The 15003-nt window shown below is 60.2% G+C and carries 19 protein-coding genes; 9 read left to right on the top strand and 10 right to left on the bottom strand.

The genetic code is table 11. The features are described 5' to 3' along the window. Positions 1–3 precede the first annotated feature (3 nt). Genes AC1D0N_RS30450 through AC1D0N_RS30440 form a run of 3 tightly spaced genes read right to left on the bottom strand, consistent with a single transcriptional unit; the run spans position 4 to position 2356 of the window. Positions 4–1347, bottom strand: a complete 1344-nt coding sequence (locus AC1D0N_RS30450) for an ATP-binding protein (protein WP_477250165.1) — start codon at positions 1345–1347, stop codon at positions 4–6. After that, positions 1347–2012, bottom strand: coding sequence for a response regulator transcription factor (locus AC1D0N_RS30445; protein WP_352534866.1), 666 nt, complete (start codon positions 2010–2012; stop codon positions 1347–1349). Before AC1D0N_RS30445 ends, AC1D0N_RS30450 begins: the two co-directional genes overlap by 1 nt. After that, a complete protein-coding gene (locus tag AC1D0N_RS30440) occupies positions 2012–2356 on the bottom strand; it encodes a PepSY domain-containing protein (RefSeq protein WP_477250217.1) in 345 nt (114 codons plus the stop codon). The genes AC1D0N_RS30445 and AC1D0N_RS30440 overlap by 1 nt, the downstream gene beginning before the upstream one ends. 110 nt (positions 2357–2466) lie before the next feature. Here AC1D0N_RS30440 and AC1D0N_RS30435 point away from each other — a divergent pair, with 110 nt between their 5' ends. The 3 genes from AC1D0N_RS30435 to AC1D0N_RS30425 all read left to right on the top strand — a co-directional run bounded on the left by AC1D0N_RS30435 (position 2467) and on the right by AC1D0N_RS30425 (position 4112). Next, on the top strand, positions 2467–2700 hold the full coding sequence (locus AC1D0N_RS30435; RefSeq protein ID WP_477250164.1) for a hypothetical protein: 234 nt from the start codon (positions 2467–2469) through the stop codon (positions 2698–2700). 38 nt (positions 2701–2738) lie between these two features. Beyond that, complete coding sequence (locus tag AC1D0N_RS30430) at positions 2739–3281, top strand: DUF2231 domain-containing protein (RefSeq protein WP_477250162.1); 543 nt, start codon at positions 2739–2741, stop codon at positions 3279–3281. 132 nt (positions 3282–3413) lie between these two features. Next, positions 3414–4112 (top strand): CBS domain-containing protein, encoded by a 699-nt coding sequence (locus tag AC1D0N_RS30425; protein WP_477250160.1) that lies wholly within the window; start codon positions 3414–3416, stop codon positions 4110–4112. A gap of 95 nt (positions 4113–4207) precedes the next feature. Here AC1D0N_RS30425 and AC1D0N_RS30420 read toward each other — a convergent pair whose 3' ends face one another. The 5 genes from AC1D0N_RS30420 to AC1D0N_RS30400 all read right to left on the bottom strand — a co-directional run bounded on the left by AC1D0N_RS30420 (position 4208) and on the right by AC1D0N_RS30400 (position 9138). Further along, a complete protein-coding gene (locus tag AC1D0N_RS30420) occupies positions 4208–4756 on the bottom strand; it encodes a hypothetical protein (RefSeq protein ID WP_477250159.1) in 549 nt (182 codons plus the stop codon). 113 nt (positions 4757–4869) lie between these two features. After that, positions 4870–5139, bottom strand: coding sequence for a DUF6455 family protein (locus tag AC1D0N_RS30415; RefSeq protein ID WP_477250157.1), 270 nt, complete (start codon positions 5137–5139; stop codon positions 4870–4872). Between the two features lie 62 nt (positions 5140–5201). Then, entirely contained in the window at positions 5202–5675 is a 474-nt protein-coding gene (locus tag AC1D0N_RS30410; RefSeq protein WP_477250155.1) for an NUDIX hydrolase, read from the bottom strand. A 23-nt stretch (positions 5676–5698) separates the two neighbouring features. After that, positions 5699–8326, bottom strand: a complete 2628-nt coding sequence (gene mgtA / locus AC1D0N_RS30405; RefSeq protein ID WP_477250153.1) for a magnesium-translocating P-type ATPase — start codon at positions 8324–8326, stop codon at positions 5699–5701. Then, positions 8326–9138, bottom strand: a complete 813-nt coding sequence (locus AC1D0N_RS30400; RefSeq protein ID WP_477250151.1) for a universal stress protein — start codon at positions 9136–9138, stop codon at positions 8326–8328. The genes mgtA and AC1D0N_RS30400 overlap by 1 nt, the downstream gene beginning before the upstream one ends. 266 nt (positions 9139–9404) lie before the next feature. On the opposite strand from AC1D0N_RS30400, the gene AC1D0N_RS30395 reads away from it, so the two are divergent. From AC1D0N_RS30395 to AC1D0N_RS30380, 4 genes are all read left to right on the top strand, one after another. Continuing rightward, entirely contained in the window at positions 9405–10892 is a 1488-nt protein-coding gene (locus tag AC1D0N_RS30395; RefSeq protein WP_477250215.1) for a PAS domain S-box protein, read from the top strand. Next, complete coding sequence (gene fixJ, locus AC1D0N_RS30390) at positions 10882–11496, top strand: response regulator FixJ (RefSeq protein ID WP_477250149.1); 615 nt, start codon at positions 10882–10884, stop codon at positions 11494–11496. Before AC1D0N_RS30395 ends, fixJ begins: the two co-directional genes overlap by 11 nt. Positions 11497–11922: 426 nt before the next feature. Next, entirely contained in the window at positions 11923–12099 is a 177-nt protein-coding gene (locus AC1D0N_RS30385) for a hypothetical protein (RefSeq protein ID WP_477250147.1), read from the top strand. Between the two features lie 66 nt (positions 12100–12165). Then, positions 12166–12552: a translational machinery protein gene (locus AC1D0N_RS30380; protein WP_477250146.1), complete on the top strand. Its 387-nt coding sequence runs from the start codon at positions 12166–12168 to the stop codon at positions 12550–12552. Positions 12553–12646: 94 nt separating this feature from the next. Here AC1D0N_RS30380 and AC1D0N_RS30375 read toward each other — a convergent pair whose 3' ends face one another. Together AC1D0N_RS30375 and AC1D0N_RS30370 are read right to left on the bottom strand one after the other, a co-directional pair. After that, positions 12647–13003: a c-type cytochrome gene (locus AC1D0N_RS30375; RefSeq protein ID WP_477250144.1), complete on the bottom strand. Its 357-nt coding sequence runs from the start codon at positions 13001–13003 to the stop codon at positions 12647–12649. 24 nt (positions 13004–13027) lie between these two features. Next, a complete protein-coding gene (locus tag AC1D0N_RS30370; protein WP_477250142.1) occupies positions 13028–13456 on the bottom strand; it encodes a TroA family protein in 429 nt (142 codons plus the stop codon). A gap of 171 nt (positions 13457–13627) precedes the next feature. On the opposite strand from AC1D0N_RS30370, the gene AC1D0N_RS30365 reads away from it, so the two are divergent. Beyond that, on the top strand, positions 13628–14452 hold the full coding sequence (locus AC1D0N_RS30365; RefSeq protein WP_477250140.1) for a universal stress protein: 825 nt from the start codon (positions 13628–13630) through the stop codon (positions 14450–14452). A 136-nt stretch (positions 14453–14588) separates the two neighbouring features. Next, on the top strand, positions 14589–15003 hold a 415-nt coding region (locus AC1D0N_RS30360), incomplete at its 3' end, for an aminotransferase class I/II-fold pyridoxal phosphate-dependent enzyme (protein ID WP_477250138.1).

Here is a 15003-nt window from a genome sequence, read left to right as displayed (position 1 = left end):
CGCTCAACCGTGGCGCGGCAAGGAAATGGTCACGACCAGACCCGGATCGGCGTTGGCCATGGCAAGGCGGCCGCCATAAGCTTCAACGATGTCGGAAACGATGGCCAGGCCGAGACCGCCGCTGCCGCCCTTGCTGTCGAGCTGGACGCCACGCGACATGGCGGACTCCCGATCGGCATCCGCTATACCTGGGCCATCATCGGCGACAGTGACGATCACCTCGCCGGCGGTTGCGGATGCATCGACACGGACTGACGACTTTGCATAGCGCGCGGCATTCTCGATCAGATTACCCAGGATTTCCGACAGGTCGCCTTCATCGATTGGCGCCACCAGATCCTCCGCGACCTTCATCGTGAATGAAAGCTGCTTGCCGCTTGGCGTCCGTCTGACGACGGCAACGACGCCGGCCGCGACGTCAGACACAAGGCAGGATGCCTTGCCCGAGACGCCGGGCGCGAGGCGGGCGCGCGCCAGCTCCCGCTCGACATGGCGCCGGATCGCTCCGGCGCTCTTCTCGATCTCGTCGGCCAGATCCGTCTCGCCTTTCTTGCGCAAGGCACGAATGTCGGCCGACAGCACTTGCAGGGGCGTCTTGAGGCCGTGCGCCAGATCGGTGGCGCGCGAGCGGGCTCGTGCCAGAGCCTTCTCCTGGGCATCGAGAAGACGATTGATTTCGTCAGCGAGCGGCTGCACCTCGCTTGGTGCCACCACATCGAGCCGTGCCGTTCGCTGCGCAATCACGCTTCCGACGGCGACCCGCAAGGTCTCCAGCGGCGCAAGGCCGATGGTGATCTGGATGAAAAAGGCGGCCATGAGGACTGCCGCGAGCATCAGGAGAGCCGGAGCAAGATCACGAACATATTCGCTTACAGACGCCTCAACGGTTCGATGATCTTCCGCCACGATGGCGCGAAAGGAGCGGCCACCGGCATCGATGATCGTACGCTCGACCGCAATACTGAGTTCTCCGCCCGGGCCCGTGAACTCCTCGACCGTTCGCAGCCCACCGCTTGCGCTCCGGGCAGGCAGGAGCAGCTTGGCGTCCCACAATGATCGCGAACGCTCGAGGCTGCCGGTGGCGATGTCCTCCACCTGCCAGTAGTAACCGGAGAGTGGATTGGCAAACCGCGGGTCGGTCAGCACTGGGCTCACGACAAGGCGGCCATCGCTTGTAAAGGTCGTTGCGCCGATCAGTTCATTGAGGTCGACCGTCAGCTCGCCCACCACGCGCCGCTCGACGTGAAGTTCGAACAGATAGCGCAAGCCGGCGCCGGCGATGCCGAGTGCGACAAGGATCGAGATGGTTGCCGCCAACCACAGCCGGAAGCGGATCGAGTTGCCCATCAGGCGGCATCATCGGGCATCAGGTACCCGAACCCGCGTCGTGTTTCGATGACATCGCTGCCGAGCTTCCGTCGCAATCGCGCGACAATGACCTCGATCGCGTTTGGATCGCGGTCGTTGCCCGAATCGTAAAGATGCTCAGCCAGTTCGGTCGGCGCCACCACTCGTCCTGCATGATGCATCAGAAACGCCAGGAGCCGGTACTCCAGCGGCGACAGGGAAACGGGAATGCCGCGCAGCGAAATGCGCATCTGGCGCGTGTCCAGAAGCAGCGGGCCAGACCTCAAAACGGGTGCCGCCTGCCCTGCCGAGCGCCGCAGGATGGCCCGCAACCGGGCGAGCAGTTCTTCCATTTCAAAAGGCTTGGGAAGATAGTCATCGGCGCCGGAGTTGATGCCCTCGACGCGCTCCGTCCACATCCCCCTTGCGGTCAGGATGAGAACCGGAAACCGGCGGGCGTTGGCCCGCCAACGTTTCAAGATCGTGAGGCCATCGAGCTTGGGCAATCCGAGATCCAGAATCGCGGCGTCATAATTCTCGACATCGCCTGCGAACCAGGCAGCTTCACCATCCTTTACGACATCGACCGCCATTCCGGACGCCTTGAGGGCGGTCGCGATATCGGCAGCGATACGGGGCTCGTCTTCGGCGAGGAGTATCTTCATCAGTCGCCCTCCCCATCGCGCATGATGACACCGGCACCGGCGTCGACGTCGACGGTCTTTCGCCGGCCATCGGCACCGACGACCTGGAATCGGTAGACCCATGTGTTGGCTTTGCGGATGAGATCGACCGCCACGACATCGCCGGGAGCTTGGGCGCGGACAACGTCCAGTATGTCGGCAAGGCCCTTGATCTCGCCGTGCTCGTACAAATCCCGTGCCCGGTCATGGTCGCCGTCATCGTCCTCATCGGCACGGGCAGCGACAGGCATGGCCAAGACAAGTCCAGCGAGACCCAGCACCGCCAAACGCTTCAACTGGCTTTTCATCGGCAAGGCATGTCGCACGTTCAAGCTTTCAATTTGCTGTCAATCATCCTCAGCCCGCAGCAAGCGAAGGATCCATATCAACGCATTATCGCGTCCAATCATGGCCGCGCCGAGAAGGATACCAGACCATGCGCAATTCCATGTTTGTCCTTGCAGCACTTGCAGGCCTCACAACCTTTGCCCTGCCGGCGGCCGCTGAATCGGACGAAGGATCATGTGGGGCGCCAGCATCTGTTGACCCGTCCGACCCGATCGACCTGCAGGCCATCCCGATGCAGGATGCAACCGCCCCGAAAGCCATCAAGGGTGATGACGACGCTTGCGACGACCGGCAGGGCGGCGAGGCCGACGAAAACGACTAGACCTCTCGTTCGCAGTGCGTGGCCCGCCGCAGCGCAGAATGAGCGCAAATGTCGTTGGCCTAGGCTCGCTGCAAGGCTGGCAACCATCCCTACCGATTTTCCGGAGAGTTTTCGTGATACCCATTCAACAGATCCACCCCGTTCTTGTTCATTTCCCTATTGTTCTGATCTACATGCTTGCAGCTATCGACCTTGTGGCTTTGGCCGGCGGCAACGCCGTCACCAGGAAATCGGGCGCCGGCACGATCTCTACTTTTGTGGCCCTTGCTGCCGGGGTTTTCGCCATTGGGACCTGGTTCTTCGGCGGTCTTGCCCTGGATCACGCCGAAGCGGCCGGCTTCAGCAGCGATATCGCGGAAGTCCACGAAAGCCTGGGGGGTATTACTGCCTTTGCCTTCCTGATCTGGGGTCTGGTGAGGCTCGCACTTTGGATCCGGAACCGCGAGTTTCGAACTGTATCGATCGCCATTCCTCTGATTGAAATTTGCGGGGCGGTGCTGGTCACTGCGACGGCCTACTACGGCGGACTTCTTGTCTACGAACTTGGCGTGAACGTCGCCAAGACCGCTATCGCTGGCTGACAGGCGCGCGCCCCGTCATTCGCGACCCCACATTTGGACCATTTGCCCCGATTGCAAAATGATTCAGATCAAGGCGCTTCATGCATGGGAATTCTAAGAAGCCGGAGGTTTGGAAAACTCCGGAGAGCGAACATGCAAGCCGAAGCCATAATGAGCAAGCCAGTCGTCAGCGTAGACCCGTCTGCATCGATTGCCGAGGCGGCCGGGTTGATGCTCTTCAAGAAGATCAGCGGCTTTCCCGTCATTCGCGGCGACGGCACCTTGGTGGGGATGGTCAGCGAGAGCGATTTCCTGCGTCGCGGAGAGTTGGGCACGCAGCGCAAGCGCTCGCGCTGGCTGGAGTTTCTCGTCAGCCCCGGAAAGGCCGCCGATGAATATGTCCGCGCCAATGGCCGACGGATCGAGGAAGTGATGTCGCAAGATGTCGTCACAGCATCCCCTACCGCATCGCTCGCCGAGGTCGTCGACCTCATGACGCGTCGGCACATCAAACGCATTCCGGTCGTCGACGATGGGAAAGTCGTGGGTATCATCACCCGCTCTGATCTTCTGCGGGTATTGCTCAGCGTTCTTCCCGATGCCGCCCCTGCAGCCATCGATGACGAACTGATTCGGCAGAACATCACGACCGAGCTAGCGGCGCAGAAATGGGCCGGCAAGGACTTGATCAACGTGACGGTGAACAATGGCGTGGTGAAACTGAGCGGCGCCATCCTCGACGAACGTGAGCGCCAGGCGGCCATTGTTGCGGCCGAAAACGTCGCTGGCGTCAAAGCGGTCGAGGATGGTCTCTTCTGCGCCGATCCCGTGTCCGTCATCCTTGTTTCGTAGCGGAGTCAAGAAAAGTCACGTCATAAAACTCCTGCGGCAAGGCGAGACACCATTGCCACGGTGACCTGCCAATGATCGCCCAGGCCTCGCCGCGCTCAGATCGCGACCAGAGGTATCAATGGTCGAAGGAGCAACAGGGCGAATGCAACAAGTGCCGCGCCCGCAACTCTTTCTGCCATTCTTTTGCCTCCGCTGAAGCGCCGACCCAGCAGAAGCCACACCGATCCGGTGGCAGCTGTCATCACCAGGAGCGCAACCCAGAAGATCCCCAGCGCACGTGGCTCAATGTTAATCGGCACGATAGCCAGGCAATAAATAAATGCTTTCGGATTCAGGGCACTGGTCGCCGCAACAGAAATGGCGTCGCCGTTCTTGGAAGCGTTGATCCTGGCGCTCGCCGTCAGACGCAGGCCAAGAAACACGAGCCATGCGGCTGCAACCAGCCTAAGTATTTGAATGGCATCCGGCGACACAACGGGACGCAGCGAAAACCAGCACGCGGATGCGATCCCGTATCCGCATGCCTGAGCGGCCAAAAGCTTGATCGCATTCTCTCCCTTGACCGCCCCCGCCATCAAAAGGGCGTTTGTTGGTCCTGGTGCCACAAAGAGCAGAAATGCTTCTAGAAGAAATAGGTTGTCCAAACTGCCTGGTCTCGTGAGATGTAAAACCTGTCATCTGCAAATGGTCGGTTTGCGTCGACTCTCGTCAAGGACACAGACGGCACCGACTTCGTCAAGGCTGGGCGCTCGAGACCCTACCGTTGGCCGGCTGCGTGCTGCAGTCGCGCGATCAAGTCGCTGTTGCGGCAATAGTCTGGTGGGTTATCTGCTTGCTGATGTTCGTCGAGCCAGACCGAGCATTCGTCCTGATGCCCACAGGAGCGGCAGCGCTCCACCGCCCGAGTGGTGACGGCCGCATGGCCCGGCACCGACTTCAATTGTTTGTCGACGCCAAGCTTCTGCATCATGCGACCCATTAAAGCGGTCCTGGCGTCAACTGAAATCAGATAATCGAGAAAGGTCATGTTGATCACTCCTGCCTAGTGGCCATCATTGCGATGTTGGCGGCCGGCGGCGTTGATCTCGATCAACAGGCGGTGAGGCGCAAAACCGAAGCGACAAGGCGGTCGAGAAAGGGCCGCTGACCGGCAAGCAGTTTTTCCCGGGCCAGGTCGAGATCCAGCCATTCACCACGATCCACCTCGGGAAACGAATGAATGCGGCCGCTGCGTCGTGGCCATTCCATCTCAAACATGTTGCTGCGCAACGTCGCGGTATCGAAATCGCCTTCCAGCGCGAAAGCAGTGATGAGTTTGCTTTTTCGCTGGCGCAACTCACCCAGGTTGAGCAGGGCCCCCTTGGGCTCCCAACCCGTCTCTTCCTTGAATTCGCGCCGCGCCGCGGCTTCTGGCTGTTCGCCTTCGTCATATTCGCCCTTGGCGATGGACCAGGCGCCAAGATCGCGGCTTTGCCAGAATGGGCCGCCCGGATGGACGAGCAGCACCTGCAGTTCCTTGTTCGACCTACGATAGGGCAGAATGCCCGCGCTTCTTTTCATCATCGCTTCAAGCCTCTCCGCGCGGCCTATAATCTCGGGTAGGCCGCATGAGGCTTGGGCCCTCTGTCGATCAGCTGCCTCCCCCTCTCCCGGTGCGACTGGCGGCGCTCTTGTCCGAAGAACCAGCGCTTGGTCGCCTCCGAGGCCAGCAGATAGAGCGCGGTGATTGCGACAAGCCCGGCAAGCACCGGCAGTGGCAAAGGCACGAAGCCGAACCAGGCTGCAAACGGCAGATAGGGGATCATGATCGCCACAACTCCGACACCCAGGGTAAGCCAGGCAAGCAACGGGCTTGGGCGGCTCGCCCAGAAAGCCCTGTGCGTGCGCACAATGAGCACGATGGCTAGCTCCGTCAGCAACGACTCGACAAACCAGGCGGTCTGGAATGCGGCCTCGGTGACATGGGCGAAAAACAGAAGGAACGCGAAGGTCGCGAAGTCGAACAGCGAACTGACCAGGCCAAAGCTGATCATGAACCGCCTCACAAAACGGATGTCCCACTGGCGAGGCCGGCGCAGTTGGTCGGCATCGACATTGTCACTTGCGATGGCGAGCGAAGGAACGTCAGAAAGGAAATTGTTGAGCAGTATCTGCTTTGCCAGAAGCGGCAGGAAAGGCAGGAACAGCGAGGCGACAGCCATGCTGATCATGTTGCCGAAATTGGCGCTGGTGGTAATTGAAATGTACTTCATCGTATTGGCGAATGTCATGCGGCCGCCGTCGACGCCGCGCACGAGTACGCCCAGATCTTGCTTGAGAAGGATGATATCGGCCGCTTCGCGCGCGACATCGACAGCGGTGTCGACCGAGATCCCTATGTCTGCCTCATGAAGGGCGGGCGCATCATTGATGCCGTCGCCAAGGTAGCCAACGACATGGCCCCTGCTCCGCAAGGCCTGAACGATGCGCTCCTTCTGGTTGGGGTCGATCTCGACGAAGAGATCGGTGTGTTGCACGCACGCAAAGAGCGCGCTCTTGGTCAATTTCGAAAGCTGCTCGCCGGTCATGATCCTGTTGGCGTGCAAGCCGACCGCTTGCGCCAGGTGTGCGGCAACGTAGCGGTTGTCGCCCGAAATGACTTTTACCGCGATGCCGCGGTGGGCGAGCTCGACTAGCGTCTCCTTGACGCCTTCCTTTGGCGGGTCGAGGAAAAGCAGGAAGCCTGCGAAGACGAGATCGATTTCGTCTTTCCTGCTGAACGTTTTCCGGCTCTCAAATCGACGGATTGCCAGACCCAGGACGCGGTAGCCGTCCGCGCTCCAGCGCCGGAATCGTTCGTCGATCGCCGCACGCTGCTTCTCATCGAGGGGTTCCAGCCCTTTCACCGTGCTGACGAAGCCGCACGTTTCGAGGACATTTAGTACGGCGCCCTTGGTGATCAGAAGATCTTCGGCATCCTTGGTCCGCACAACAACTGACAAGCGCTTGCGAATGAAATCATAGGGGATCTCGTCGACCTTGGTGAAAGCAGCCAATGATGCGCCCTCGCCCGGCGCACCGGCGATCGCTTCGTCCAGCGGGTTCTTCAATCCGGTCTGCAAGGTCGCGTTGAGACGTGCCCAAAGCAGAATGTCGGTTGACGGATTGCCGTCGACATCAAGCCATCCATCGAGGTGGATCACGCCCTCCGTCAGCGTGCCGGTCTTGTCGGTGCAGAGCACGTCCATGCTGCCCAAATTCTCGATGGCGTCGAGACGGCGCACGATGACGCCATTGGCAGCCATCGCGCGAGCCCCTCTAGCCAACGTCACACTGATAATGGCCGGAAGGAGCTCCGGCGTAAGACCAACCGCCAGCGCCAAGGAAAACAGCAGCGATTCAATCAGCGGACGATGCAGCATCAGGTTGGCGAAAAACACCAGGATGACAATCGCCAGCATGATCTCTGTCATCAGATAGCCGAACAGTCTTATGCCCCGAGCAAACCCCGTTTCTGGGATTTGGCGCTCCAGGGCCGCAGCGATCGATGCAAATTCAGTGTTGGCGCCCGTCGCTGCCGCAAGCACGGTTGCAGTGCCGCTGCGGACTGATGTGCCCGTAAAGACCGCATTGCCGCGCTGTGCGACCGAAGCCTCGGGCGCCGACCGCCCCGGTGCCTTCACAACGGGAAAGGTTTCACCGGTCAGCACGGCCTCGCTGACATTGAAATCGCGCGCGTCCAGAATGATACCGTCCGCAGGAATGAGGTTTCCGGCCGACAGGCGGATCAAGTCGCCCGGCACGATATCTTCGGCAGCAACCGAGCATTCGACGCCATCACGCAACACAATAGCCTTGCGCGAAATACGCTGTTTCAGCGCTTCGGTTGCCCGCGACGCACCATACTCCTGGGTGAAGCTCAGGACGCAGCTTGCCAGGACGATCGCGCCGATGATCGCGGCCTCCTGGTCCTCTCCGACGAAGGCGGACACGCTGGCCGCGAAAATGAGGATCAGGACCAGCGGGCTACGGAACTGCCGGGCAAGCACGATCAGAGCCGACGCATTTGACTTCGACGCCGGTGTGTTTCGGCCGAATTTTGCGAGCCTCGATGCCGCCTCGGAACCGGCCAGGCCCGAGGCAGACGACTTGAGGCGGCGCAGGAGTTCATTGGCCTCAAGCGACCAATAGGCACCGTCTGGCGCGACGGATTGCTGGTCGGTTTCGCTTATCATCAATACGACATGAAGCGGTTGATGCTGCTCTCTTCGATCAATGTGCGGGTGACACCGCCAAACGCCCATTCCCGCAAGCGGCTATGGCCATAGGCGCCAGAGACGATCAGATCCGCATGGATCGAGCGGGCGAATGTCAACAGCCGGTCGCCGTCAGCCTCGCCGGCGATCAGCTCGGTTCGCGCCTTGATGCCATGATGTTCAAGAAACACGACGACATCGTCGAGGCTGTCACGGCTGGTTTCGTCGCGGTTGGTGTCTATCGTGGCGACGACAACTTCGTTGGCCTTGCCCAGAAATGGCAGTGCATCTGCTATCGCACGCCGTGCCTCCCTGGTGTCCTTCCAGGCAACCAGCACGGTTTTTGCGCGGATATGCTCGATGTTGCCTGCGGTGACCAGGACTGGCCGCCCGGCACCCAGCGCGAGGCTGCCGATATCCACGGCGCGAAAGACGTTGTCTCCATCTACACCGCTGGTGACGATGAGGTCGGCTGCTCTGGCCGAAACACTGAGGAACCGGGTCGGACTGCAGACCGCTTGCCCCCATTCGCTGGTAATCGAAGCCGGCACCAGTTCCTCGAACTCGGCACGCAATTCCGCAAGCCGCTTTTCGATTTCCGTTCTCTGGATCTGCATGACTTCGCCTTCGTAGACCATGCCGTCGCCTGTCGCGACGAGAGGCGGGACATCCGCCGCTGCCAGTCCGACAAGATGAGCTCCAAATCGTTCGGCAAGTTCGATCCCCACCCGCACAATGGGTGCCGGGTTCGCATCGACGGCGAGGTTCACGATGATTGATTTGTAAGACATTCCGGGTGCCTTTCGCTGATTTGGTCGAATGCGTGAAGAATTGCATTCGCCAGCGCCGGATGCCTTGATGCGGGTCAAAGACCGCCAATTGCGCCCGCAAACTGCAACTGCGTCGAAGACGTCGTCCCGAACCGTTTTGCGTGCGCTCAGAGTAGTGATAGTTAGCCTGGGTAGCACCGTCTCGAACGCAGGAACTTCAGGTGATCAAAGACGAAGAGCTCAGTCTGTCGCCCGGCGGGACGACACTGAAATCACTCTTGTCACGAATGTTCGATCAGGCTCCGGGCTTTATAGCTCTGATGCGCGAGCCAGGTCATGTTTTCGAAGTGACCAATGCCGCCTACCAGCGTTTGATCGGCGGCAGGCAGGTGATTGGAAAGTCGGTGCGGGAGGCCTTTCCCGAGCTCGAAGGACATGAATTTTTCGAACATCTGGACCACGTGTACACGACCGGCGAGCCATATAGGGGCCAGAGCGTTAAGGTCGGCCTTCGCAACAAGGCCGACGGGCCGGTCGAAGAACGCATCCTGGATTTTGTCTATCAGCCGATCAAGGCCGACGATGGCCGCATTACCGCGATCTTCGTTGAAGGCACGGATGTCAGCGAACTCTCCTTTGCAAACGCAGCTCTTCTGTTGCGCGAAGATCACCTGCGATCGATCCTGGCCACGGTGCCGGACGCAATGGTCGTCATTGATGAACAGGGCCGGATCCAGTCCTTCAGCACCGCAGCCGAGACGCTGTTCGGCTATCAGTCAGGCGAAGTTATTGGCCAAAACGTGAAAATGCTGATGCCGCCGCCCTATCGCGACGAGCATGATGCCTATCTGCTTCGCTACCTGACGACGGGAGAGCGCCGGATCATCGGGCTCGGCCGCACCGTTACCGGGGCGCGCAAGGATGGCACGACCTTCCCGATGGAGCTTTCCGTCGGCGAGATGCATCCGGGAACCGGACGCTTCTTCACCGGCTTTTGCCGCGACCTCACCGAACGCCACCGGGCAGAAGCAAGAATTCAAGAGCAGCAGCAGGAGCTGCTCCACATGGCGCGGTTTACCGCACTTGGCGAAATGGCCTCGACGCTTGCTCATGAGATCAACCAGCCATTGACCGCCATTACGAACTACCTCAAGGGCAGTCGCCGGCTGCTCGAAAAGAGCCAGGAAGAGAACGCGCCCATGCTGCGGGATGCGGTGGAGAAGGCAGCCGAGCAGGCCCTTCGGGCAGGAGACGTCATTCGTCATCTCAGGGATTTTGTTGCACGAGGCGAAAGCGAGCGTCAGGTTGAACACCTGCCAGCGCTGATCGAGGAAGCCTCGTCGCTGGCCCTGGTCGGTGCGCGGGAGATAAATGTCCTCGTCAGCTACAAGCTTGACCCTGCCGCCGAGCTGGTCCTCACAGACCGTATCCAGATTCAGCAGGTTCTGCTCAACCTGTTGCGCAACGCCGTGGAGGCCATGCAGGATGCCCCGCGCCGCGAATTGAAAGTCGAGACCGTTGCCCGCGATGATGGGATGGCCGAGGTGAGCGTGATCGACACTGGCCCGGGCCTCGCGCCGGAGGTCTCGGCACAACTTTTCCAGCCATTCGTAACCACCAAGAAGCAAGGCATGGGTGTCGGCCTTTCCATTTGCCGCACCATCGTTGAATCGCACGGCGGACACATATGGGCCGAGGCAGTGCCTACTGGGGGAACCGCCTTTCGGTTCACCTTGCGCATCGTCGGGAAGGAAGAGGTCTCTAATGGCCGATAATGATCTGGTGCACGTGGTCGACGACGACATCGATGTCCGCAAGTCGCTTGGGTTTCTTCTGGCGACAGCGGACTTCGCTGTGCGCCTGCACGAATCGGCCACAGCTTTTCTCTCGACGGCGCCGAACAATCTCGACGGTTGCATTGTCACCGACGTACGCATGCCGGGCATAGACGGCATCGAGTTCCTGCGCCAGCTCAGAGCGGGCGGTCATACGATTCCGGTGATCGTCATGACGGGCCATGCCGATGTGGCGCTCGCCGTTCAAGCTATGAAGGAGGGGGCTTCCGATTTCATCGAAAAGCCGTTCGATGACGAGATGCTGATTGGCGCTATCCGCTCCGCGTTGGCTAATCGCAACCAGGCGAATGCAGCGCATCCGCAGTCCGCGGATATCCGCGGGCGTTTGGCAACCTTGTCGGAGCGCGAGCGGCAAGTTCTGGACGGGCTTGTGTCGGGCCTGCCGAACAAGACGATCGCCTATGACCTTGGGATCAGCCCGCGCACGGTCGAGATCCATCGCGCCAATGTCATGAGCAAGATGGGCGCGGGCAGCCTGTCACATCTTGTGCGCATGGCGCTGATCGTGGAAGCCAGGCCCTAGGGAGAGCCTTCGAGGGGGTTGCCAGCTCTGGCCTGAGCCTTTTCCTCCTGCCAATCGCGCCAGTGGGTGGGCCGTATGTCAACACGGGCGCCGGTAGTGGCGTTTTTCCAGCCTTCGCGACTCTTCATGCACGGAAATACGAGCGCATGCATTCCCTCCTCGTCAAAGACGGCGAGTTCGAGTTCGCGACCATATGGTGCGCTTGGTATTGGGGTCCACATGGTCCGATGATCTCTCAAGCGCGGGTTTGCGCCTTGATCTGGATCATTTCTGAAATTGCGTGATGCGATTGTGGGACGAGGTTTCACTCATGTGTCTGTGTAGCCGCCATCGCCTGCGCGTGGGCTTGCATCCTGTCTGCTCCTTGATCGTGATCAAGGAGCAGGTTGGCGACTGGCCTATCATTCGACGCAAAGGAGAAATGCGATGCAGTACATGAAAGTCGACGAAGCGCTATGGGCGTCCGAGCGAATAGCCGAACTTCGCGTCGAAGACGCGCTTCACGAGATTGTCACGCCGGCAGGTGGCCGCTCAATTGTCGCCACAGCAAATGCCGTCATCGAACCCGGCTCGATCCTGGCATTGGGGCTCCGATCCGCGTGAGGCATTCGACGCCTCACGGCGACGCTAGCGCACACCCCTCAACAATAGCCTTAAGGATGCATCAACATGCAGATCCAACATGCCGTCGTCTGGCTGGACCATCGCGAAGCCAAGGTGTTTTTCTTCAACCGTGAGACAGCAGAGAGCCTGCATCTTGCCACGACGCTTGCGCATCACCAGACCCACAACAAGGCAGGCACCGTCGATGGCAAGCGCGGACCGGAAAACGCGGCCTTCTTCCACGATGTTCTAAACGCCCTGCTGCCGGCGAAGGAATGGCTGATTATGGGGTCAGGATCGGCAAAGGACGAACTGGCCAAGCATATCCGCGACCACCATCCGCACTTGAAGGATCGCATCGTCGGCATTGAACCGGCAGATCATCCTACGCAGGCCCAGATCGTGGCGCATGCGCGGACATTCTTCCGTGCCGCTGACCGGATGCTGCCCTAGCCCGCTTTGGGGCTAACCTGCTGGCGCCGCAATCGGCGTTGCGGTCGATCGCTCAACGGAGCGCGTCAGGCTCATTCGCCTTCCGTCGCCTCGATCACGGTTGCTGCAAGCTGCTGATATAAGCGATGATTGCCTCGATCTGGTCGGGGCTGGCAATCCACTCGGGCATGTCAGGATGGCCGGTCAAAATGCCTTCAGCCAGGGCCTCCTCGAGATCAGCAATCGGATAGCGCTTTGACAAGGTTCGAAAGGCGGGCGCGTCGGGGTGGCTGCTCGTGTCGGTTTTTCCAGTGGCGTGGCAGCGGGCGCAATTGAACTCAACCAATGCCTGACCGCGCTCTGTCAGGCTGTTGGCCTGTGCAGGCAGCACCGAACCAAGCAACACCGCCGCAAGTGCGCAAACCGATCTACGTCGCCGCCAGCGGCGCCCAATGCTCCTATAGCCACTCATTATTGCAGGCCTCCGCGTTCAGATTTACGCAATTGTCTTCGCCGCCACGTCCTCGATTGAGGTTCTGGCTTCCTTGCGCAAGCGTCTGGCCGTTTCTGACGCGAGCTTGGAGGTCAGCGCCGCGACCTTGCCGGCTTCCAAAGCGTATTCAGATGTCGCATTCTGCAGGAAGGCGGAGAAGATATCGAAGGCATCGTTGAATTCGAAACCGGCGACGAGATCGTCGGCGAGCTTAACATCCTGCTCGTAGCGGTTCTTGAGAAACGCGAGCGTTTCGATCTGATAGCGCATCATAGCCTTGAAGGCGTGCGCATGAAGCGACGCCGCAGAGATGACGACCTTCTGACTATTTTCCGCCATCGGCAACAGTTGCATGCCGAATTGCGACGGTTCGAGATGGGTCTGCATGATCGATACACTCCGTGTGAGGCGCGCAAACAAAATCTGCGCCACACGATGCTAGTCCCATTCGTTGGCGGGTCATTGATCCGGATCAACCCGCGCATGACCTTGCCGGAATGTGCGAGCAATCGAGCGCCGCTGGTCCGTTGGAGCGTTTGACACGCATCAAAGTCGCTGCCCTTCCGTTGTGGCTAGCTCGCTTCGACGCAAAAGGGTGCCGCGATGGCTTTCAAAACGATCATGGTTCAGTTGGACGTGGACAGCATCGCCACGCCGCGCATCGCGATGGCGTGGGATCTTGCTCAACGGCATGATGCCGATCTGATCGGCTTCTGTGCGGCAGAGCCCCATTTCGTCATCCCAACTGGCGTCGACAATCAGGCCTCGGCTAGGGCGATGTGGGCTCAAGTGGAGCAGATTGAAGGCCGCCTCGACGGCTTGAGAGAGGAATTTCTAGGCACCGTCAATGGCAGCAATCGTGCCACGTGGCGCGGTGAAATAGGGAATCCGACCGGGCGACTTGGCCTCAATGCACGTGCCGCCGACCTGATCATAACCGGCTCGCCGGCGACCGATCTGGTGGTCGATTATCATCGCACCCTGGACACGGCAGGTCTCATTCTCGCAGCCGGCCGCCCGATACTTGTGGCATCGGAAACCTGTGCTCCGGTCAAGGCCGAAAGGATCTTGATTGCATGGAACGACACGCGGGAAGCGCGGCGCTCGGTCGTCGACGCCTTGCCCTTCCTGATCGCCGCCAGGGATGTCGTTCTCGCCACCGTGAATAACGGGGACGCCACACCCGCCGAAGATGTTGCGGACGTCGAGCTTTTCCTGAGACGGCACGGCGTTAGGGCGCGATCGGAAGTCTTGGATGCACGGCGCTCCGAACCGGCGGAACTGCTCCTCCGGATTTGTCAGGAGATTGAGGCCGATCTGATCGTTCTGGGTGGCTATGGCCACAGCCGGATGCGGGAAATGACCTTTGGCGGCGTGACGCGTTCCGTCCTGCGCACCGGATCACTGCATAGGTTCATATCGAACTGAGCCAAAAGACATCTCAGGCTCCTTGATATTGACATGAATCAAGGTCGGCCTTTCGCGCAAACGGCTACAAATTCCAGGCGGCGGGAGGACGGTGCGGCGGCACCAGCGAATGCTCAATCGGCAAAGGAAAGTCGACATGAATTATCAGCGGTTCTTCGAGGAAGCGATCGACCAGCTCCATGCAGAGCGTCGCTACCGCGTCTTCGCCGACCTCGAGCGCATCGTCGGCAAATTTCCCCGTGCCATCTGGCGTTCCAACGGCCGCGCCGAGGAAATCACCGTCTGGTGCTCCAACGACTATCTCGGCATGGGCCAGCATCCCGACGTCATCGCCGCATTCCAGGCCGCAGCCGGCAAGATGGGATCGGGCGCCGGCGGCACCCGCAACATTTCCGGCACCAGCAACCCGCTGGTCGAGCTCGAGCTGGAACTGGCCGACCTGCACGACAAGGAAGCCGCCCTCGTCTTCACCTCCGGCTTCGTCTCCAACGAGGCGTCGATCTCGACCATTGCGCGGCTTTTGCCCAACTGCCTGATCAACTGCCTGATCA

This window comes from Mesorhizobium sp. P2_E10, assembly GCF_056404235.1.
The sequence above is the reverse complement of the archived record's forward strand: the minus strand, read 5'-3'. Positions and strand labels throughout refer to the sequence as shown.